We start from the raw sequence: 22,183 nt of genomic DNA, 5'->3' as shown, positions 1-22,183 counted from the left end.
GTCAGGCCGCGAAGAGGCTGGTATAGCGCTTGATCCACGCCGGCTGAACGGCGGCGAGCGCCTTGTCGTCGTGGAGGATGGCCTTTTCCGCGATCTGCTGCGGCGACGGCACGAATGCGCGGCTTTCCGCCGGGATCACGGCCTTCGAATTCACCGGCCCGTTCAGCACGTCCGCCGCCATCCGGCCCTGCACGCCCGCGTCGAGCGTGTGGTTGATGAACGCATGGATCAGGTCGAGGTCGCCCGGGTGCGCTTTCGGAATCACCGTGAACATCAGTTGCGTCGCGAAGCCTTCCTTCATCCCGTACGTCACGCCCATCTTGTAGTCGGGCTTGCGGATCTGGTCCGGGAAGAACGCGGGCGAATAGATGCCGCCGATGTCGAGCGAGCCGGTGCGGAACAGGTCGGCGACCTGGTTCGGGTTTTCGCCGAGCGTCATCACACGATCCTTGAGCGCCGCGAGCTTGCGGAAGCCCGGTTCGATGTTCTGCTGCGAACCGCCGGCCAGCTTCGCGGCGACGATCGCGAGATCGACCGCCTCGGCCCACTCCGGCGGCGGAAGAAACAGGCGCCCCGCATATTTCGGATCCCACAGCGCTTCGTAGCTCGCCGGTGCGGTCTTGATGGTCGACGTGTTGTAGATCAGCCCGTCCGACCACAGCAGGTAGCCGACACCGAACCCGTTTGCGCCCGTGCGGTACTGCGGCGCGACGTCCTTCAGGTTCGGCAGCCGGTTCAGGTCAGGCTTCGCGAGCAGGCCTGCATCGGCGAGGCCGGCCGCACCGACGCCGGCCAGCGTGATCACGTCGTAGGTCGGCCGCTCGCCGGCGGCCTTGACCTTCGCGACCATGCCCGACGTGCCGTCCGCGCGGTCGGCGATCACGCGTGCGCCGGTCTGCTTGCTGAACGTTTCCGCGATATTGCGGAGCGCGGCCGCACCGGTATCGTCAGACCACGTGAGGATGCGCAGCGTCTTGCCCGCGAAGCTGCTCGTCTGTGCCTTCGCAGTACTGATGAACGGCATCGGAAGGGCGGATGCGGCGAGTGCCGTGCCGAGGGTTTTGATCACCTGCCTTCTGCCCGCCTTGAAGTGTTGCATGGCCGTCTCCTGATGAACGATGCCGGGTGGTTCGATGCCGGTCGCCGAATGGCGGCGCGGGGTGTGGATGCACTGTAGGGACGTCAAATTTCCGCAACAAACGAAATATCCGCATGCGCGGCATGAGATAAACGCATGGCCCGGACGGCCTCAGCGGGCCGGCATCATGACCTGCTTGATCTCCTGGAATGCGGCCAGCCCGAACGGGCCGAGCTCGCGTCCGACGCTGCTGCGCTTGTAGCCGCCCCATGAGGTTTGCGGATAGATCAGTTGCGGCGTGTTGATCCACACGACGCCTGCTTCGAGCGCGTCGGCGACCCGCTTGCCGCGTGCCGCGTCGCGCGTGACGACGGTCGCGACGAGCCCGTATTCGGTATCGTTGGCGGCAGCGATCGCGTCGTACTCGGTATCGAACGTGCGGACGCACAGCACCGGCCCGAAGATTTCGTCGCGCCATAGCGGGCTGTCGGCCGGCACGTCGGCGAACAGCGCGGGCCGGATGAAATAACCGGGGCCGGCGGGCACGTCGCCGCCCGTCACGAGCCGCGCGCCGTCGGCGCGGCCTTGCGCGATGTGGCGCTTCACGCGTTCGTATTGCGCGCGGTTCGTCAGCGGGCCCATCTGCACGCCGGGCGCGAACGGCGGGCCGACGACGGTCGCGTCGATCCGCCGCGCGAGGCGTGCGATCAGGTCGTCGGCGAGCGGCGCGGCGACGAGCACGCGCGAGGTCGCCGAACACATCTGCCCCGCGTTGAACAGGCCGCCGCCCGCGATCAGCTCGACCGCGTGGTCGGGATCGGCGTCGTCGAACACGACGATCGACGACTTGCCGCCGAGTTCGAGGCCGACGCCCTTGATCGTGTCCGCGGCCGTTTTCATGACCTGCGCGCCGACCGCCGTGCTGCCGGTAAACGACACCTTCGCGACGAGCGGATGCGCGCACAGCCGGGCACCGACGTCGGGGCCGGTGCCCGTCACGACGTTCAGCACGCCTGGCGGCAGGCCCGCTGCGGCGGCGATCGCGACGAGTTCGAGTTCCGGCAGCGGCGTGATCTCGGACGGCTTCAGCACGACGGTACAGCCGGCCGCGAGCGCCGGCGCGAGCTTCCACGCGGTCGTCACCATCGGGAAATTCCACGGCACGATCAGCGCGGCGACGCCGGCCGGTTCGCGCCGGATCCATGCGCGGTGGTCGTCGCCGGGCAGCGCGACCTCGGTTTCGCCGTCGGTGTCGACGCGTTCCGCGAGGCTGGCGTAGTAGTCGAACGTGGCGATCACGTCGGCGACGTCGATCTCCGCTTCGGCGAACGGCTTGCCGTTATTGAACGACTGCAGCGTCGCGAGCCGTGTGCGGTGCGTGTCGACGCCGCGCGCGATCGCGCGGAGCAGGGCCGCGCGCGCGGCACCCGTCGTGCGTTTCCAGCCGGGAAACGCGCGGGCCGCGGCCTGGACGGCGCGCTCGACGTCCGCGCTGCCGCCGGCAGCCACATGCGCGAGGACCGCTTCAGTCGACGGATCGACGATCGGCAACGTGGCGCCGTCGGCGCCGGACCCCCACGCGCCGGCGATGAAAAGCCCGGTACGCAGCGGCGGATCAAAATGGAAATCGGGGACCTGACTCATTGCTGCACCTGCTCGAACCATGTCGCTTCGTCGATCTCGATCACGGTCGGGATCGCGCGCGCGACGGCGTCGCGCAACGTGGCAGCCAGTGCGTCGGGCGTCGCGGCCGCGTGCGCCGCGCAGCCGAAGCCGCGCGCGAGCGCCAGGAAATCGGGCGTGTACGGATCGACGCCGATCGGCGTGATGTCGCGCGCGACCATGTATTTGCGGATCTCGCCGTAGCCGCGGTTGTTCCAGATGATCACGATCACCGGCACGCGGGCCTCGACCGCGCTCGCGAGCTCCGGCAACGTGAACTGCAGGCCGCCGTCGCCGATCAGGCAGACGACGGGGCGTGCGGGCGCGGCGAGTTTCGCGCCGATCGCGGCGGGCAGCCCGTAGCCGAGCGTGCCGTAGCCGGTAGACGAGTTGAACCAGCTGCGCGGTGCGTGCGCGTCGTGGGTGAAATTACCGACGTACACGGGGCTCGTCGAATCGCCGGCGACGATTACGCCAGGCAGCGCCGCGACGATCGTGTCGATCAGCCGCGCCTGCGCGCGCGCCGGGCCGTCGTGGCCCGACGCGATCGCGGCGCGCACGGCGGCCACGCGCGGCGCGCCCCAGCCGGCTTCGGGGGGCGTCGTCGGTTTTTCGTGCAGGCGGGTCGACAGCGCGCCGAGCGCCAGCCGCGAATCGCCGGCGATGGCGATCTCCGCGCGGGCATTGCGCATCAGCTGCTGCGCGTCGATGTCGATGCGAATCAGCCGGCCATCGATCGCGAAGCCGCCGTCGAACGTGACGTCGTAATCCGTTTCGCCGAGCTCGGTGCCGACGGCGAGCACCACGTCGGCGTCGCGGATCGTCGCGCGGGTGGCGGGCAGCGATTGCGTGGAGCCGATCAGCAACGGATGGCCGGCCGGCAGCAGACCCTTCGCGTTGATCGTCAGCGCGACCGGCGCGTGCAGGCGTTCGGCGAGCTCGCGCAATTCGGCCGCCGCATGCACGGCGCCGCCGCCCGCCAGGATCAGCGGCCGGCACGCATGGGCGAGCAGGTCCGCGGCCGCCGCGAGCGCGCCGGCGTCCGGTGCGGGGCGGGCGGGCAGCACGGGTGGCGCGGCGGGCAGCGCGGGCGCCGGCATCACGATCACGTCGAGCGGAATCTCGATGTGCACGGGCCGCGGCCGTGCGCTTTCGAAGACCGCGAACGCGCGCGCGAGCACCTGCGGCAGGTCGGCCGCGTCGAGCAGCGTGTGCGAGAACGCGGTGAGTCCCGCGAAGACTTCACGCTGCGACGGCAGCTCGTGCAGGCGGCCGTCGCCGCTGCCGAGCTCGCGCCGTGCGTTGACGCTCGAGATCACCAGCATCGGGATCGAATCCGCGTAGGCCTGTGCCATCGCGGTCGCGATATTGGTCATGCCCGGCCCGGTGATGATGAAGCAGACGCCCGGCCGGCCCGTGACGCGCGCGTAGCCGTCGGCCATGAAGCCGGCCCCCTGTTCGTGGCGCGGCGTCACATGGCGGATCGACGACTCTGCGAGCCCGCGATACAGCTCGACGGTATGCACGCCGGGAATGCCGAACACGCATTCGACGCCATAACGTTCGAGCAGGTCGACGAGTGCTTCGCCGCAGGTGCGGGGACGGGCAAGGAACGGTGCCGGCGCGGCCGTGCGGGCCTCGGCGATGCAGGAGAGGGGGACTGGATGGTTCATGGATCGTGACGTGCCGATTGGGAGGGGGAGTGGCCCGTACCGCAAACGAGGGGGCATGCAGCGGATTGTCGGCGTCGATCCGGGGCGCCAACAATCGATTAGTTTTCATGCCGCGCATGAGCGCCTTGCATGGCGATGCGTGGTCGCGAGGATGTCGCGATACATCGGAGGAATGGAATGCGCGGGCCGGCAACGGCGCGGCGCGCAGCCGCAACGGAATTCGGCGTGCGCTAGCGTTCGCGTTTCGTCTTGCGTGCCGGCCGCGTGTCGTCGATCCTCTGCTTCATCGCATCAATAAACGCCCGCACCTTCGGCGAAGGCAGCCGCGTCGACGGATACACCGCATGGATCCCGGCCGGCGCCGAGCGCCACGCGGGCAGCAGCCGCACGAGCCGGCCGGCCGTGAGGTCGTCGGCGGTCGAAAAGTCCGTCAGCAGCCCGAAGCCGCCGCCCGCGAGCACGATCGCGCGGCACGCGGTGGCGGTGTTCGACACGACGTGCGCGACACAGCGCACCGAAGCGGTGCCGCCGTTCGCGTCTTCGAGTTCGAGCGTATGCGGGCGCGGCAGCGTCGACAGCATCACGAACGGCAGCGCGGCGAGCGCATCGGTATCCTGCGGCCGCCCGTGGCGCGCGACGAACGCGGGGCTCGCGACCAGCCATTTCTCGTAGGTGCCGAGCTGCACCGCGCGATAGTTCGAATCGGCGAGGCGGCCGATGCGGATCGCGACGTCGAGGTTGTCCGCGACGAGATCGACGACGCGGTCGTTCGCGACGAGTTCGACGTCGAGGCCCGGATGCCGGTCGCGCAACGCGACGACGGCAGGCGCGACGACCAGCGCGCCGTAGTCGATCGGCACGCTCACGCGCAGCGTGCCGCGCAGCGGCCCCGCGTCGGACGACACCGCGTCGAGCGCGCTTTCCGCGGCGCGCACGATGTCGCGGCACGCGTCGTAGAACGCCCGCCCCGCGTCGGTCACGCTCAGCCGCCGCGTGGTGCGCACCAGCAGGTTCGCGCCGACCTCGGATTCGAGGCGCTGCATGTGCGTGCTGACGACCGTCTTCGCCAGGCCGAGCCGCTCGGCCGCGGCCGTCAGCGAGCCGGCGTCGACCACCGCGACGAAGACCGCCAGCCGGTTCAGGTTCACGTCGCGCAGATCGGCCATCGTCGATTGTCCTATGGGAGCGGATAATGTTTCCGCGATTATCCATCTTCTGGAGACGAACGGCGAGCGCTACGCTGCAGGTGTTCGTCGCCGATTCCCGGCGGCGCGAGATTCCGGAGTGTTTTCCATGTCTGCCGTCCGCAAGCCTGCTTCGCCGATTCGCGTCTACTCGTTCCTGCTCTCCGGGCATGCGCATCGCGTCCGGTTGTTCCTGTCGCTGCTCGGCCTGCCTTCGGAGACCGTCGACGTCGATCTCGCGGCCGGCGCACAGCGCGAACCGGCGTTCCTCGCGCTCAATCCGCTCGGGCAGGTGCCCGTGATCGACGACGGCGGCACGGTGATCGCCGATTCGAATGCGATCCTCGTGTACCTCGCGAAGCGCTACGGCGACGCGCACTGGCTGCCCGACGACCCGGCCAGCGCGGCCGTCGTGCAGCGCTGGCTCTCGTATGCGGCCGGGCCGATCGCATCGGGGCCGGCCGCCGCGCGGCTCGTGACCGTGTTCGGCGCGAAGCTCGACCACGAAGCGGCCAAGCGTACGGCCGCGAAAGTGCTCGACGTGATCGATCGCGAGCTGGCCGGCAAGCCGTTCGCGGCCGGTGCGCAGCCGACGATTGCGGACGTCGCCGCCTACTCGTACATCGCGCACGCGCCGGAAGGCGGCGTGTCGCTCGAACCGTATCCGCACGTGCGTGCGTGGCTGGCACGCGTCGAGGCACTGCCGGGCTTCGTTGCGATGCCGACGACGCGCGCCGGCCTGCTTGCCGCGTAACGCCCACCGACGCCGCGCCTGCCCACGGAGAACGCGATGAACACCCCGACCACCGTCGTACCGGGCTGGGAACTCGATACCGCGCCGTTTCACGCGGGAGAGCTTGCCGTGCAGCAGCGCGCGGGCGTGACGGCGGCCGCGGGTTCGGCCGGCCGGCGCGGGATCCGGCGTTTCATGCCGGACCAGCACCGGACGTTTTTCGCGCAACTGCCATTCTTCGTGCTTGGCGGCGTCGATGCGAACGGCCAGCCGTGGGCGACGCTGCGCGCCGGCGCGCCGGGGTTCGTGACGTCGCCGGGCCCGCGTACGCTGCGCATCGCGGCGCGCGCGTTGCCGGGCGATCCGCTGGACGGCGCGTGGCAGCCGGGCGCGCCGCTCGGCGGCCTCGGGATCGAATTCGATACGCGGCGGCGCAATCGTGTCAACGGCGTCGTGCGCGCGGTCGACGGCGATGCGCTGACGATCGCGGTCGAGCAGAGCTTCGGCAACTGCGCGAAGTACATCCAGGGACGCAAGCCGACGTTCGTCGCCCGGGAAGCCGGCGCGTTCGCCGGGCCCGACGTATCGGACGCGTTGAACGAGGCCGATCGAGCGCTGCTTGCGCAGGCCGATACGTTCTTCGTCGCGAGCGCGAACACGTCGACCGACGCGGGCGCTGCGCGTGGCGCGGATGTGTCGCATCGCGGCGGGATGCCGGGCTTCGTGCGCGTCGACGATGCGCACACGCTGACGACGCCGGATTTCAGCGGCAACCGCTTCTTCAACACGCTCGGCAACCTGCAGCACGATCCGCGTGCGGGGCTGCTGTTCGTCGATTTCGACAACGGCGACCTGCTGTATGTGGCCGCGCGCGCCGAGATCGTGTGGGACGGGCCGCTCGTCGCATCGTTCGACGGCGCGCAGCGGGTCGTGCGGTTCCATGTGCGGGAAGTGCGGCGCATGCGCGCGGTGCTGCCGTTCCGGTGGTCGGCGGTCGAACGTGCGCCGCAGTTCGCGGCGATGGCGGCGGGCGGGTTGGTGCAGACTTCAACCGCGTCGGTCACCGCACCCGCATCAGAATCACTATCGGCATCGGCATCGGCATCGGCATCGGCATCGGCATCGGCATCGGCATCGGCATCGGCATCGGCACCCGCATGGCGGCCGCTGCGCATCGCGAAGATCGTCGACGAAGCGCGCGCGATTCGCTCGTTCCATTTCGAACCGGCGGACGGCGGTGCATTGCCCGCCTACGAAGCCGGGCAGCACCTGACGCTGCGCATCGCGCTGCCGGGAAGCGACGCGCCGTCGCTCCGCAGCTACACGCTCTCCGATGCGCCGGGCGGCACGCATTACCGGATCACCGTGAAGCGCGAAGGGCGCGTGTCGGCGTGGCTGCACGATCACGCGCAGGCGGGCATGGCGCTCGACGCGCAGATGCCGCGCGGGCGCTTCACGTTCGATCTCGCGAGCCCGCGCCCGGCCGTGCTCGTGTCGGCCGGCATCGGCATCACGCCGATGACCGCGATGCTGCGCCGCGCGCTGGCGGACGATCGGCCATCGCGCCGCGTGGTGTTCGTGCATGGCGCGCGCGACGCGGCCGACCGGCCGTTCGCGGCGGAGCTGGCGCGCATCGCGGCCGCCGACGCACGGCTGTCGCTCCACTGGTTCGACAGCCATCCTCACGACGGGTCGGCGGCGCACGCAGGCCGCATCGACATCGCGCGACTGAAGCGGCTCCTGACGTTCGACGATTACGACTTCTACCTGTGCGGGCCGTCGGCGTTCATGCGCGACCTGTATGACGGGCTGCGCGCGCTGAACGTGCCGGACGAACGCATCCGCTTCGAGGCGTTCGGGCCGTCGAGCGTGGCGCGCAGCGCGACCCGCACGACCGGGGCGCCGGCGGCGGGCGTGCCGGTGGTATTCCGGCGCACGGGCCGCGATGCCGCGTGGACGCCCGCCGACGGCACGTTGCTGGAATTCGCGGAAGGGCAGCGCGTGGCCGTGCCGTCCGAATGCCGCTCCGGGTCGTGCGGCACGTGCGCGACGCGCGTGCTGTCAGGCGCGGTCGGCTACGAGCAGGCGCCCGATGCGCCGGTCGAACCCGGCTGCGCGCTGCTGTGCGTCGCGCGGCCCGCGCAAGGGTCGGAGCCGCTCGTGCTCGACCGCTGACGCACCCTGCGACATGCGGCCGCAGACGGCCTGCTGCGCGAAAAGCGCGCGCAACTGCTTCTTTTTTCGGATGCCGGTCGGATCGACGATAGCGTCAACCGATTCGATGAAAGGAGCACAACCATGAAACTGCTCGGCATGATCAAGCTGGTCCTGTGGAGTTTCTTCGGCGTACGCAACAGCAAGGCGCACGCGGCCGATCTCGCGAACGTCAACTACACGTTGCTGCCGTTCGTGGCGATCGTGCTCGCGCTGCTCGTCGGCGCGGTGATCTACGGCGTCGTGCACCTGGTCGTCGACCCGACCGCGACGATGCAGGGATTCTGACCGGCCGCCGAATCGCGAGCGGGCGAACGTTCCCGCTCCGGTTTCCGGCCGCTTGACCGGCGCATGACGATGCCGGTCATCGAGGTGGCCGCGCACGACGCCAGTCATGCGCACATTGGCACCGTCGCCGTGCCGCACGAAGCGCGCGGTTCCCGTTCCCGCTTTCCCCACCCACCCGATTCTCCCGATTCGCCCGATTCCAGGGCAGCTCGCCCCGCCCGGGGTAAAATGCGCGCCGCGCCGCGATGTCGTGCGCGACGGGCATGCCGCCGTTCCAGCGAACGGCGCGCGCCAGACCGTCGCGCCCGTACCGGGGCGTTCGAAGCGTCCCCCCGCATGACAAGACCGCGCGATGCAGCCGGCCGCCCGACACGCCCCGACGAACCGGTCGACGGCAGCGTCGGTTCCCGGTGCGTCACCTGAATCCGATGTCCCATCCTGCGTCTTCCCGACCGAGCGGCCCGCTTGCGTGCCGGATCGTCTGGTTCGCCCGGTTCGTCTGACGAATGTCGTGCCGGCGCGTGCGTCCGGCGGAGGCAGATCCGGTCGCGGGCACGCTTCGCAGCTTCGTAACGGGTTTCGACAGGGTCGAGTGGCGAGTTTTCCATCCAGAGCAATGACGGTGAATAGAACAACAGCGTCGCCCGCACGGCGGCGGCGCGCGAAGGTCGGGCTTGGTGTCGGCTTCGGCATCACGCTTTTCGCGGCCCAGGCCGCCGCGGTGCAGGGCGACACGCCGGCGCCGGACGCCGGGGCGGTCGCCAGCGCGACGCTGCCGACGATCACGGTGAGCGGCGAGCGCGGCAACGCGCTGCGCGCACGCACGGCATCCGTCGCGGGGCTCGACGACGCACCGCTGCGCGACACGCCGGCGTCGGTGAGCGTCGTCACGCGCGCGCAGCTCGACGACCAGCAGGCGAAGCGGCTGAGCGACGTCGTGCGCAACGACGCGTCGGTCGTCAACGACTATGCGCCGGTCGGTTATTTCGAAGGCTTCGCGATCCGAGGTTTTCCGGTCGATCTTGCGAGCGCGATCCGCATCGACGGGCTGACGGTGTCCGGCGAGCAGAATGTGCCGCTCGAGAACAAGGAACGCGTCGAGATCCTGAAGGGGCTTGCCGGCATCGACAGCGGCGTCGTCGCGCCCGGCGGGGTGATCAACTTCGTGACCAAGCGCTCGGCGAACGTCGCGAGCGTGACGGGTGGCGTCGACAGCCGCGGCTCGACGTCGGCGGCCGTCGATCTCGGCCGCCGCTTCGGCCCCGACAATCAGTTCGGCTTCCGGATCAATGCCGCGAAGGAGAACATGCACTCCTACATCGACGGCACGAACGGACGGCGCACGTTCGGCTCGATCGCTGCCGACTGGGACATCAGCCCGCGCGCGAGCCTGCAGCTCAACGCCGAATTCCAGCAGTGGATCCAGCGTTCCGCCCCCGGCTACCAGCTGCTCGGCGGCACCGTCGTGCCGTCGGTCAAGACGACGTCGAAGGCGCTCGGCACGCAGCCGTGGGCGAAGCCGGTGACGACCGACGCGCTGAACCTGAACGCGCGCTTCGACTACCAGTTCAACGACGACTGGAAGGCGTATATCGCCGCCGGCCGCAGCCGCACGATGATCGACGACAACAGCGCGTTCGCTTACGGTTGCTCGCCGTCGGCCAACTGCAAGGTTGGAGGGACCTCGCCGTTCTTCTTCGGCGCGAACGGCGACTACGACGTGTACGACTTCCGCAGCCCCGGCGAATACCGGCGCAACGACGACCTGCGTGCCGTCACGACCGGCAAGTTCGCGACGGGGCCGCTGCGGCACGAGCTGACGCTCGGCGTGAGCGTGCAGCGCCGCGTCGTGCACATGGCCGATGCCGTGTACGACTACGTCGGCAGCGAGAACATCTACGGGCCCGACACGACCTTCTCGCCGTCGTCGAATTCGCCCGGGCCGTCGTACCCGCGCCTCGATGCGTGGCAATACGGCGTGTTCGGGCTCGACCGCATCAGCATCGGCGAACACTGGCAGGTGCTCGCGGGCGGCAAGGAGGTGCTGCTGCGCCAGCGCAGCTGGAGCAGCGTCGACGGCGACGCGACGCACACCGACCGCTCGGTGTTCCTGCCGCAGGTCGCGCTCGTCTACAAGCCGGTGAACGTGCTGTCGCTGTACGCGTCGTACAGCAAGGCACTGTCGCTCGGCGACCAGGCGCCCGTGCGCGCGACCAACGCGTATGCGTTCCTGCCGCCCGTCGAATCGCACCAGATCGAAGTCGGCGCGAAATACGACTGGCTCGACCGGCTGAGCCTCACGGCCGCCGTGTTCTCGATCAGCAAGCCGTTCCAGTTCGCCGATCCGGACGCATCGGGCGAGCGCTACACGTTCGTGCAGCGCGGCACGCAGCGGCACCAGGGGATCGAGCTCGGCGCGGCCGGGCGCGTGACCGAGCGTCTGGGGCTGACGGCCAGCGTCGCGGCGATTCGCGCGCGGGCGTACGATTCGGGTTCGCCGGCGTACGAAGGCCACCAGATCATCAACGTGCCCGCGCTGCGCGCATCGCTGTATGCGGACTACGCGGTGCCGGGCGTCGCGGGGCTGAACGTGCTGGGCGGCGTCGAGTACAGCGCGGCCCGCAACGCGAACGAGGAGGGCACCGCGCAGGTGCCGGCGTGGTTCGTGTTCAATCTCGGCGCGCGTTATACGACGAAGATCGGCGGCCATCGCACGGTGTTGCGCGTGTCGGTGGACAACCTGTTCAACAAGTTCTACTGGCGCGACGCGGGCGAGCAGCAGGGCGATGCGTACCTGTTCCCGGGGGCGCCGCGCACCGCCCGCGTGTCGTTGACCTATGATTTCTGACCGTCCGGAACCGGCCGCGTGACGCGCGGCCCCGGCAGCTAACCTGGAGAGCACAGACGATGTCCCCACTCGAAATCGCCGGCGTGATCGTCAGCGCGCTCGCGATCTGGCTGACCGCGAAGCGGCGCATGCTGTGCTGGCCGGTCGGGCTCGTGTCGGTTGCGTTGTACGGCTGGATCTTCTTCGACGCGAAGCTGTATTCGGACATGCTGCTGCAAGGCGCGTTCGCGGTGCTGCAGGTGTACGGCTGGCAACGCTGGCTCGCGCAGCGCGCGAGCGAGGCCGACGGCAATGCGGCGCCGGCAGGCGATGTCGCGCCCGTCACGGGCGTGCGGCCGATGCAGATGCTGCCCGACCTGATCGCGGCCGTCGTCGGCAGCGCGCTGCTCGGCGGCATGATGGCGCGCTGGACCGATGCGGCGCTGCCGTTCGTCGATGCCTCGCTGACCGCGTTCAGCCTCGTCGCGCAATACTGGACCGCGCGGCGCTACATTGCATCGTGGGGGCTGTGGATCGTCGTGAACGTCGTGTACGTCGGGATGTTCGTGTTCAAGGAACTGTATCTGACGGCCGGCCTCTACGCGCTGTTCATCGGGCTGGCCGTCGTCGGCTGGCGCGACTGGAGCCGCACGGCCGCGGCGCTGCGCGCGGCGGCCGGCGGTGCGCTGGCAACGGGCGGCGGCGCGCGCTGATTCACGCGCCGATTCAACTACGGAGCAACGTCGTTCATGTCATTCCCACTCGAGCCGGACGGCGCCCTGCCGCGTGACGTCGCGCCGCCGCAATTCGGTGTCGACGGCGAGCAGGCCGAACGCGACTGGCCGCTGATGACGCACGACGAGGTGGCGGCGGTGCTCGCGCGCATCGACGGCGCCGGCGAGCCCGAGCGGCTCACGTGGCACAGCCCGCGACAGTTCGCGGCGGCCGTGCTCGTGCGGATGGCGGACGGGCGCGGGCTGTTCGTCAAGCGTCATCACGCGAGCCTGCGCGATGTCGCGGGGCTCGAGGAAGAGCATCGCTTCATCGCGCACCTGCGCGAACGCGGCATGCCGGTGGTCGACGTGCTCGCGGATCGCAACGGTGCGACCGCATTCGCGTCCGGCGACTGGACCTACGAAGTGCATGTGCTCGCGCCCGGCGTCGACCCGTATCGCGGCGTGATGTCGTGGCAGCCGTTCACGCATGCGTCGCACGCTTACGCGGCCGGTCGCGCGCTGGCCGAGCTGCATCGCGCGTCGGCCGGCTACGATGCGCCGGCACGGCCCGTGCGCACGCTGCTGTCGAGCTTCCGCGTGCTGTCGTCCGACGATCTGGCGGGCGCGCTCGAACGCTGGGTCGAGGCGCAGCCGCTGCTCGTGCGCGCACTCGGCGCGCGCGACTGGCGCGGCGACGTGGCCGACGCGATCGGCCCGTATCACGCGCGCCTCGTGCCGCTGCTGGCCGCGCTGCCGCCGCTGTGGACGCACGGCGACTGGCACGCGTCGAACCTGCTGTGGACCGAGGCGGGGCCCGGCGCGCAGGTGCGGACGGTGCTCGATTTCGGGCTGTCGGATCGCACGTGCGCCGTCATGGACCTCGCGCTCGCGATCGAGCGCAATACGGTCGACTGGATGGCGCCGGCCGAGGCGCGCCGCGTCGAGTACGCACAGATCGACGCGCTGCTCGACGGGTATGAGTCACTCGAACCGCTGGGCGACGAAGCCTATGCGGCGCTGGTCGCGATGCTGCCGATCGTGCATACGGAGTTCGCGCTGTCGGAAGTGGCGTATTTCGGCTGCATCATCGATGCGCCGGCCATCGTCGATATCGCGTACGACGGGTATCTGATCGGGCACGCGCGGTGGTTCGGCGAACGCGACGGGCGGCAGTTGCTCGACTGGCTCGTGCAGCGCCGGCGCGCGAAGCAAGGGACAGCCTGATTCGCGTGCCGGGGTTTCGGCGCACGCGCGCCGATTCCCCGATCCTCCGACCCTCCGCAGTTTTCCTCGCAGCCGTCGCGCTGCACGTTCACCCAATCTTCCTGATCGTCCACGCGGGATGCCATTCCCGCAGGGCACCGCACGCTTGCGCGCGGCCACACCCAAGATGACGGAAATGTCATCTTCGCCTCATGTTCGCACTGCGGCCGGACCGTAGCATCGGTCGCAAACCGTTACCGCAGAACCGAACATGCTCAAGCTCAACCTCGCCGCGGCCGTCGTCTTCGCGATGGCCGCGACGGCCCATGCGCAGCTGTCGCTGTCGCCGGGGCCGGCTCCGGCTATCTCCGGCGGCGCCGCGCCGATCGGCGCACCGCCACCCGACGCACGCCCTTCCACCTCGTTGACGCTCGCCGATGCGCTCGCGGTCGCGGCCCGGAACAATCCGGCGCTGCGCGGCGCGCGCGCGGACGTCGATGCGTCGGCCGGCGCGCTGATGCAGGCCGGTGCGCGCCCCAATCCGGAAGTGTCGTTCCTGCAGGAAGGCTTCCGTCGCGCCGAACGCACGTCGACCGCGCTGATCAACCAGACGATCGAACTCGGCGACAAACGCGGCGCGCGGCTCGACGTCGCATCGTACGGCAGGGAAGCGGCCAATGCGTCTCTCGACGAACAGGGCGCCGTCGTGCGCGCCGACGTGATCGCCGCGTTCTACGGGCTGCTCGCCGCGCAGCGCCAGCTTCAGGTCACCGAGGAATCGGCCGCGATCGCCGCGCGCTCCGCGGATCTCGCGAGCCGTCGTGCACAGGCCGGCAAGGTGTCGCCGGTCGAGGCGACCAAGGCGCACGTGGCGGCGGCCGGCGTGCAGATCGAAGTCGTGACGGCGCGCGGCCGCGTCGAGGTCGCACGCGAGAAGCTGAACGCGGTGATGGGCGAGGCGCGCGACGGCCGGCTGGTGGTGCTCGGCGACCTCGAAGCCGTGCCGCCGGTCGAGTCGCTGCCCGCGCTCACCGCGCAGCTCGACGACGCGCCGCTCGCGCGGATCGCGCGCGCCGAGATGCTGCGCTCGAACGCGGCCGTATCGCTCGAACGCGCGCGGCGCATTCCGGACGTGACGATCAGCGCGGGCGTGAAGCGCGTGACCACGGGCGGCGTGCCGGACAACCAGGCCGTGGTCGGCGTGTCGATCCCGATTCCGCTGTTCAACACGAACAAGGGCGCGCTGCTCGAGGCGACGCACAAGGCCGCTCGGGCGAACGCCGATCTCGATCGCGAACGCACACGCCTGCGGCTGGAGCTCACGCAGGCCTACGCGAATTTCGAAGCCGCCGCGCAGGAAGCGCAGCGGCTGAAGGACGACATCCTGCCGGCCGCGCGCGTCGCGCTCGACGCGATGTCGCGCGGCTACGAACTCGGGAAGTTCAGCTTCCTCGACGTGCTCGACGCGCAGCGCACGCTGTTCCAGGGCCAGTCGCAATACGTGCGCGCGCTCGCCGACGCCCATACCGCGCGTGCCGACATCGGCCGGCTCGTCGGTACGCCGCTTGCACCGTTCGCACCTGTCACGCAATAGCGCCACAGACGCCTCCATTACCTGAAGGATCATCATGTCACGCAGCAGAATCCTGATCATCGCGGCGGTCGTGCTCGGCAGCGCCGGGATCGTCCTCGGCGCACTCGGCGTCACGCGCAATGGCGGCGGCGCCACCTCCGTGTCGGCGGCGCCCGAAGCCGCTTCATCCGCCGAAGCCGCCGGCGAGCGCGGCGGTGTCGTGCTCAGGCGCGGCAAGCTGTCCGTCGAAATCGTGATGACGGAGAAGCCCGGCGACGCGCGCCTCGTCGTCTATCCGTTCGTCGACGGCAAGCCGGCCGGCAAGGGCGTCACCGTGTCCGGCACGCTGGTCCGTTACGACCGCACGCACGAGCCGTTGCGTTTCGACGCGGCCGGCCGGAAGTTCGTGTCTGCGCAGTCGATCGCCAAGCCGCACGTGTTCGATGCGACGATCGACGTGAAGGCGGGCAATGACGCCGCCTCGTTCCCGTTCGCACGCGCCGACGGCGCGATCGTGTTGACCGACGCGCAGCTGGCGACCTCGAAGATCGCACTCGCGAAGGCCGGCCCCGCGCAGATCGCGACACCGTTCCAGCTCCCTGGCGAGATCAAGTTCAACGAGGATCGCACCGCGCACGTGGTGCCGCGCGTGGCCGGCATCGTCGAGCAGGTGTCGGTGTCGCTCGGGCAGAACGTCGCGAAGGGGCAGGTGCTGGCCGTGATCGCGAGCACCGATCTCGCCGACCGGCGCAGCGAGCTGCTGACGGCCGAACGCCGGTTGTCGGGCGCACGCGCGACCTACGAGCGCGAACGCACGCTGTGGCAGGAGCGCATTTCGGCCGAGCAGGACTACCAGCAGGCGCAGGTGCAGTTGCGCGAAGCCGAGATCGCCGTGCAGAACGCGCGGCAGAAGCTCGCCGCGCTGAATGCGCCCGCCGGCGCGGGCGCGCTGAACCGCTACGAACTGCGTGCGCCGTTCGCGGGCACGATCGTCGAGAAGCATGCGACGCCCGGCGAAGCGATCGCCGCCGATGCCAGCATGTTCGTGATCTCCGACCTGTCGACGGTATGGGCCGAGATGGCCGTGCCGGCGCAGCGGCTCAACGACGTGCGGGTGGGCCGCGACGCGACGGTCGTCGCGACCGCGTTCGAATCGCGTTCGAGCGGCCCGATCGCGTACGTGGGTTCGCTGCTCGGCGAACAGACGCGCACCGCGCCCGCGCGCGTCGTGCTGCCGAACCCGGACGGCGTGTGGCGGCCCGGGATGTTCGTGAACGTGTCGGTCGACGCGGGCAGGCAGGGCGTGCCGCTCGCGGTCGCGAGCGACGCGCTGCAGGACGTCGATGGCGCCCCGTCCGTCTTCGTGCGTTCACCGAAGGGCTTCGTCGCGCAGGCCGTCGAGACGGGGCGGCGCGACGAACGTGCGACCGAAGTGCTGAAGGGGCTGAAGCCGGGCCAGGAATACGCGGCGTCGAACAGCTTCGTGCTGAAGGCCGAACTCGGCAAGGGGAGCGCGGAACATGAATGAGCGTCACGTGTGCGCCGTCGTGCTAATCACGGCCCGGTTTGCGACCCAGTCTGCGGCCCGGTTCGCGGCCAGATTCCCGGCCCGCCGGGTGGCCGGCCGGGCGGCCCGTCCGTCGAGGGTGACCGTGCCCCGCTTCAAGGAACCTCGCCATGTTTGAACGCCTGATCCGCTTTGCGATTGCGCACCGCTGGCTCGTGATGCTGGCGATCGCGGCCGTGGCCGCGCTGGGCGTGTTCAGCTACCAGAAGCTGCCGATCGACGCGGTGCCCGACATCACCAACGTGCAGGTCCAGATCAACACGGCCGCGCCCGGCTATTCGCCGCTCGAGGCCGAGCAGCGCATCACCTATCCGGTCGAGACCGTGATGGCCGGGCTGCCGGGCCTCGAGCAGACGCGCTCGATCTCGCGCTACGGGCTGTCGCAGGTCACCGTGATCTTCAAGGACGGCACCGACATCTACTTCGCGCGGCAACTCGTCAACGAGCGCATCCAGGAAGCGAAGGACAAGCTGCCGCCCGGCATCGCGCCCGCGATGGGGCCGACGTCGACGGGCCTCGGCGAGATCTACCTGTGGACCGTCGAGGCCGATGCCGCCGCGCGCAAGCCCGACGGCACGCGTTATACGGCGGCCGACCTGCGCGAACTGCAGGACTGGGTCGTGCGGCCGCAGCTCCGGAACGTGCGCGGCGTGACCGAGGTCAACTCGATCGGCGGCTACGTGAAGGAATACCGTGTCGCGCCGAATCCGGCGAAGCTGATGTCGTACGGGCTGACGCTCGCCGACGTCGTGCGCGCGCTCGAACGCAACAACGACAACGTCGGCGCCGGCTACATCGAGAAACGCGGCGAGCAGTATCTCGTGCGCGTGCCGGGCCAGGCGCGCACGGTCGACGACATCGCGAACATCGTGCTGACCAACGTCGGCGGCGTGCCGGTGCGGATGAAGGACGTCGGCGTGGTCGACATCGGCCGCGAACTGCGTACCGGCGCCGCGACGTCGAACGGCGAGGAAGTCGTGCTCGGCACGGTCTTCATGCTGATGGGCGAGAACAGCCGCACGGTCGCGAAGGCCGTCGCCGCGAAGATGGCGGATGTGAACCGCACGCTGCCGTCCGGCGTGAAGGCGATTCCCGTGTACGACCGCACGGTGCTTGTCGAGAAGGCCGTCGCGACGGTGAAGAAGAACCTGCTCGAAGGCGCGATCCTCGTGATCGCCGTGCTGTTCCTGTTCCTCGGCAACATGCGCGCGGCGCTGATCACCGCGCTCGTGATCCCGCTGTCGATGCTGATGACCTTCACCGGGATGGTCAACGCGAAGGTGAGTGCGAACCTGATGAGCCTCGGCGCGCTCGACTTCGGGATCATCGTCGACGGCGCGGTGGTGATCGTCGAGAACTGCGTGCGGCGGCTCGCGCATGCGCAGGCTGCCGCCGGCCGGCCGCTCACGCGCGACGAGCGCTTCGCGGAAGTATTCGGCGCGTCGCAGGAAGCGCGGCGCGCGCTGATCTTCGGGCAACTGATCATCATGGTCGTGTACCTGCCGATCTTTGCGCTGACGGGTGTCGAAGGCAAGATGTTCCATCCGATGGCCATCACCGTCGTGATGGCGCTCGCAGCCGCGATGGTGCTGACCGTCACGTTCATTCCGGCGGCCGTCGCGCTGTTCATCGGCGAGCGCGTCGAGGAGAAGGAGAACCGGCTGATGGGCTGGGCGCGGCGCGCATACGAGCCGGTCCTCGCGGCATTCATGACGCGACCGGTGCGCGTGATGCTCGGCGCGGGCGCGATCGTGCTCGTCACGCTCGGGCTTGCCACGCGGCTCGGCAGCGAGTTCATCCCGAGCCTGAACGAAGGCGACCTGGCGGTCGCCGCGCTGCGGATTCCCGGCACGAGCCTGTCGCAGTCGGTCGAGATGCAGAAGTCGATCGAGAAGACACTGAAGGCGCGCTTCCCCGAGATCGAGCGCGTGTTCGCGCGCACCGGCACGGCCGAGATCGCGGCCGACCCGATGCCGCCGAACCTGTCGGACGGCTACATCATGCTGAAGCCCGCCGACCGGTGGCCCGACCCGAAGAAGCCGCGCGACCGGCTCGTGCGGGAGATCGAGGAAGCGCTCGCCGAGCTGCCGGGCAACGCGTACGAGTTCTCGCAGCCGATCCAGCTGCGCTTCAACGAACTGATCTCGGGCGTGCGCAGCGACGTCGCCGTGAAGATCTTCGGCGACGACATGGCCGTGCTGAACCAGACCGGCGAGCAGATCGCGGCGGCATTGCAGAAGGTGCCGGGCGCGTCCGAAGTGAAGGTCGAGCAGACCACGGGGCTGCCCGTGCTGACCGTCAATCTCGACCGCGACAAACTCGCGCGCTACGGCGTGAGCGTGGCCGACCTGCAGGATACGGTGGCCGCGGCCGTCGGCGGGCAGAAGGCCGGCACGCTGTTCCAGGGCGACCGCCGTTTCGACATCGTCGTGCGGCTGCCCGACGAGCTGCGCTCGGACATCGAGGCGATCAAGCGGCTGCCGATCGCATTGCCCGCGCCGGCGGCCGGCGCCAGCGCGCCGCTCGCGGCGGCGCCATACGTGCCGCTCGCGGAGCTCGCGACGATCGACGTCGCACCCGGCCCGAACCAGATCAGCCGCGAGGACGGCAAACGGCGGGTGGTCGTCAGCGCGAACGTGCGCGGGCGCGACGTCGGCTCGTTCGTCGCCGACGCGCGCGAGCAGCTTCAGCAGGACGTGCGCGTGCCGGCCGGCTACTGGGTGTCGTGGGGCGGGCAGTTCGAGCAGCTGCAGAGTGCGAGCGAGCGCCTGAAGCTCGTCGTGCCGCTCGCGCTGTTCATGGTGTTCGTGCTGCTGTTCGTGATGTTCAACAACGTGAAGGACGGGCTGCTCGTGTTCACCGGCATTCCGTTCGCGTTGAGCGGCGGCGTCGTGTCGCTGTGGCTGCGCGGGATTCCGCTGTCGATCACGGCGGCGGTCGGCTTCATCGCGCTGTCGGGCGTGGCCGTGCTCAACGGGCTCGTGATGATCTCGTTTATCCGCAACCTGCGCGACGACGGGACGCCGCTCGAGGCCGCCGTGCGCGAAGGCGCGCTCACGCGGCTGCGGCCGGTGCTGATGACGGCGCTCGTCGCGTCGCTCGGTTTCCTGCCGATGGCGTTCGCCACCGGCACCGGCGCCGAGGTGCAGCGCCCGCTCGCGACGGTCGTGATCGGCGGTATCCTGTCGTCCACGGCGCTGACGCTGCTGGTGCTGCCCGTGCTGTACCGCGTCAGCCATGCGGTGTCGTGGCGTGCCGCGCTGGCGGGCGGCTTCGGCGGCGGCTTCGTGTCGGGCGTGCTGCGCCGGCTGGGTTTCTTCAAGGGTAATGCGTGATGCGAATTCTGATTGTCGAAGATGAACCGAAGACGGGCGCATATCTGCGCAAGGGCCTGACGGAAGCGGGTTATGTCGTCGACTGGGTCGAGGACGGTATCACGGGCCAGCACCAGGCCGAGACCGAGGAATACGACCTGCTCGTGCTCGACGTGATGCTGCCCGGGCAGGACGGCTGGACGCTGCTGCAGAACCTGCGGCGCAGCAAGTCGACGCCCGTCCTGTTCCTGACCGCGCGCGACGATGTCGGCGATCGCGTGAAGGGGCTCGAGCTCGGTGCCGACGACTATCTCGCGAAGCCGTTCGACTTCGTCGAGCTGACCGCGCGCATCAAGTCGATCCTGCGGCGCGGCCAGCCGCGCGATTCGAACACGCTGCGCGTGGCCGACCTCGAACTCGACCTGACGCGCCGCAAGGCCACGCGGCAGGGCGACACGATCCTGCTGACCGCGAAGGAATTCGCGCTGCTGTGGCTGCTGATGCGCCGCGAAGGCGAAATCCTGCCGCGCGCGACGATCGCGTCGCAGGTGTGGGACATGAATTTCAACAGCGACACGAACGTCGTCGATTCGGCGATCCGGCGCCTGCGCTCGAAGATCGACGATGCGTACGACCCGAAGCTGATCCACACCGTGCGCGGGATGGGCTACGTGCTCGAAGCGCGCGGCGGCGCGGCCGCATGATCGCGCGACTGCTGCCGCGCACGCTGCGCGGACGCCTGACCGCGCTGATCATCCTGTCGACGTCGGTGATCCTCGCGTCGAGCGGGGTCGCGCTTTACGAGGCGCTCGGCAATCGCGTCGAAACGACGGCCGCCGAGCAGATGGCCGGGATTTCCGCCGCGCTGGGCGCGCACCTGGCCGAAGCGCGCTCGACGGCGGACGTCGCGCGCAACGTCGATATCTGGATCGACCAGTTGCACGGACATCCGAACATGGATCTCGCGATCTACGACGCGGCGGGCACGCGCCTCGTCGGCACGCCCGGATTCCGCCTGGTTGCACCGCTGCTGACGCTCGACGCGGGGCGCGTGCCGGTCGGCGTCGCGCCGCCCGGCACGCGGCAGCAGTATCTCGTGACGACCGTGCCGCTCGCCGGCGCAGGCGCACCGGTGGTACGCGTGGCGGTGCAGTACGACCGCAGCGCCGACGTGCTGCTGCTGCGCACGCACGCTTATACGATCGTCGTGATCGAGGTGTTCGGCGTGGTGCTCGCGGCCGCGATCGCGTACGGCATCGCGGCGCTGGGCTTGAGCCCGCTGAGGCGGTTCGCGGCGCGCGCCGAGCAGATGTCGACGAGCCGGCTCGCCCATCCGCTGCCGGAACTCGATACCGCGGGCGAGCTGAAGGAGCTCGAACACGCGTTCAACGGGATGCTCGGGCGGCTGAACGAATCGTTCACGCGGCTGAGCCAGTTCTCGTCGAATCTCGCGCACGACATGCGCACGCCGCTCACGAACCTGCAGGCGGCCGCACAGGTCGTGCTGTCGCAGCCGCGCAGCGCGGATGAATACCGGAACGTGATCGAGTCGAGCATCGACGAATACCAGCGGCTGTCGCGGATGATCGAGGACATGCTGTTTCTCGCGCGCTCGGAACAGGCCGGCACGTCGATCGACGTGCGGCGATTGAATGCGGCGGAGGAGGCCGGGCGCGTGGCCGGCTACTACGAGGCGCTCGCGGAGGATGCGGGCGTGCAGGTGAAGGTCGACGGTCACACGTGGGTCGATGCGGACCTGACGCTGTACCAGCGCGCGCTGAGCAACCTGCTGTCCAATGCGCTGAGGTACGCGCCGCGCGGCAGCGTCGTGACGATCGACTGCGTGGAGCAGGGCGGTGCGACGACGATTGCCGTGTCGGACACGGGGCCCGGCATTGCCGCCGAGCATGTCGGGCGGATTTTCGAGCGCTTCTATCGCGTCGATCCGTCGCGGCACAATTCGGCGTCGGGTACCGGGCTGGGCCTCGCGATCGTCCGGTCGATCATGGACAATCACGGCGGCGAATGCGGCGTCGACAGCGACCCGGGCCGGCGCACGACGTTCTGGCTGCGCTTTCCGCACCAGCCGGCCGAGCCGAAGCGGCTGGCGGCTGCCGGCGCCTGACACCGCCGGCGGGCACGCCCGCGCGT

15 protein-coding genes are annotated in these 22,183 nt (G+C 69.8%); 11 read left to right on the top strand and 4 right to left on the bottom strand.

Annotated elements, in window-relative coordinates; genetic code table 11:
* Window position 1: 1 nt before the first annotated feature.
* From ACTJLD_RS07780 to ACTJLD_RS07765, 4 genes are all read right to left on the bottom strand, one after another.
* On the bottom strand, window positions 2-1,099 hold the full coding sequence (locus ACTJLD_RS07780; protein ID WP_174394210.1) for an ABC transporter substrate-binding protein: 1,098 nt from the start codon (window positions 1,097-1,099) through the stop codon (window positions 2-4).
* Window positions 1,100-1,249: 150 nt separating this feature from the next.
* A complete protein-coding gene (locus ACTJLD_RS07775; RefSeq protein WP_124819516.1) occupies window positions 1,250-2,722 on the bottom strand; it encodes an aldehyde dehydrogenase family protein in 1,473 nt (490 codons plus the stop codon).
* Window positions 2,719-4,413 (bottom strand): 5-guanidino-2-oxopentanoate decarboxylase, encoded by a 1,695-nt coding sequence (locus tag ACTJLD_RS07770; protein ID WP_440658467.1) that lies wholly within the window; start codon window positions 4,411-4,413, stop codon window positions 2,719-2,721. The genes ACTJLD_RS07775 and ACTJLD_RS07770 overlap by 4 nt, the downstream gene beginning before the upstream one ends.
* A 230-nt stretch (window positions 4,414-4,643) precedes the next feature.
* Window positions 4,644-5,579, bottom strand: coding sequence for a LysR family transcriptional regulator (locus ACTJLD_RS07765; protein ID WP_060195077.1), 936 nt, complete (start codon window positions 5,577-5,579; stop codon window positions 4,644-4,646).
* Between the two features lie 127 nt (window positions 5,580-5,706).
* Between ACTJLD_RS07765 and ACTJLD_RS07760 the strand changes: the two genes are divergently transcribed.
* The 11 genes from ACTJLD_RS07760 (at window position 5,707) to ACTJLD_RS07710 (ending at window position 22,157) form a co-directional block, all read left to right on the top strand.
* A complete protein-coding gene (locus ACTJLD_RS07760; protein ID WP_059693828.1) occupies window positions 5,707-6,351 on the top strand; it encodes a glutathione S-transferase family protein in 645 nt (214 codons plus the stop codon).
* Between the two features lie 36 nt (window positions 6,352-6,387).
* Complete coding sequence (locus ACTJLD_RS07755) at window positions 6,388-8,505, top strand: pyridoxamine 5'-phosphate oxidase family protein (RefSeq protein ID WP_440658465.1); 2,118 nt, start codon at window positions 6,388-6,390, stop codon at window positions 8,503-8,505.
* Between the two features lie 123 nt (window positions 8,506-8,628).
* Window positions 8,629-8,832 carry a DUF2970 domain-containing protein gene (locus ACTJLD_RS07750; protein WP_021164122.1) on the top strand — a complete coding sequence of 68 codons (204 nt, stop codon included), beginning with the start codon at window positions 8,629-8,631 and terminating at the stop codon, window positions 8,830-8,832.
* A 616-nt stretch (window positions 8,833-9,448) separates the two neighbouring features.
* Entirely contained in the window at window positions 9,449-11,680 is a 2,232-nt protein-coding gene (locus ACTJLD_RS07745) for a TonB-dependent siderophore receptor (protein ID WP_440658464.1), read from the top strand.
* Window positions 11,681-11,739: 59 nt separating this feature from the next.
* On the top strand, window positions 11,740-12,372 hold the full coding sequence (gene pnuC, locus ACTJLD_RS07740) for a nicotinamide riboside transporter PnuC (protein WP_021157393.1): 633 nt from the start codon (window positions 11,740-11,742) through the stop codon (window positions 12,370-12,372).
* Between the two features lie 36 nt (window positions 12,373-12,408).
* Window positions 12,409-13,599, top strand: coding sequence for a phosphotransferase enzyme family protein (locus tag ACTJLD_RS07735; protein ID WP_321908998.1), 1,191 nt, complete (start codon window positions 12,409-12,411; stop codon window positions 13,597-13,599).
* Between the two features lie 250 nt (window positions 13,600-13,849).
* Window positions 13,850-15,172 (top strand): TolC family protein, encoded by a 1,323-nt coding sequence (locus ACTJLD_RS07730; protein WP_440658461.1) that lies wholly within the window; start codon window positions 13,850-13,852, stop codon window positions 15,170-15,172.
* 34 nt (window positions 15,173-15,206) lie between these two features.
* The gene (locus ACTJLD_RS07725; RefSeq protein WP_440658460.1) at window positions 15,207-16,679 is read left to right on the top strand and encodes an efflux RND transporter periplasmic adaptor subunit; all 1,473 of its coding nucleotides are present in this window, start codon (window positions 15,207-15,209) and stop codon (window positions 16,677-16,679) included.
* Window positions 16,680-16,828: 149 nt separating this feature from the next.
* Complete coding sequence (locus tag ACTJLD_RS07720; protein WP_176098556.1) at window positions 16,829-20,053, top strand: efflux RND transporter permease subunit; 3,225 nt, start codon at window positions 16,829-16,831, stop codon at window positions 20,051-20,053.
* A complete protein-coding gene (irlR, locus tag ACTJLD_RS07715; RefSeq protein WP_021157388.1) occupies window positions 20,053-20,736 on the top strand; it encodes a heavy metal response regulator transcription factor IrlR in 684 nt (227 codons plus the stop codon). The genes ACTJLD_RS07720 and irlR overlap by 1 nt, the downstream gene beginning before the upstream one ends.
* On the top strand, window positions 20,733-22,157 hold the full coding sequence (locus ACTJLD_RS07710; protein ID WP_440658459.1) for a heavy metal sensor histidine kinase: 1,425 nt from the start codon (window positions 20,733-20,735) through the stop codon (window positions 22,155-22,157). Before irlR ends, ACTJLD_RS07710 begins: the two co-directional genes overlap by 4 nt.
* Window positions 22,158-22,183 lie beyond the last annotated feature (26 nt).

Origin of the sequence: Burkholderia sp. 22088 (genome assembly GCF_052045915.1) — a bacterium.
In the GTDB taxonomy this organism is placed as follows: domain Bacteria; phylum Pseudomonadota; class Gammaproteobacteria; order Burkholderiales; family Burkholderiaceae; genus Burkholderia; species Burkholderia cepacia.
This window is presented reverse-complemented; position numbering and strand designations above follow the sequence as displayed.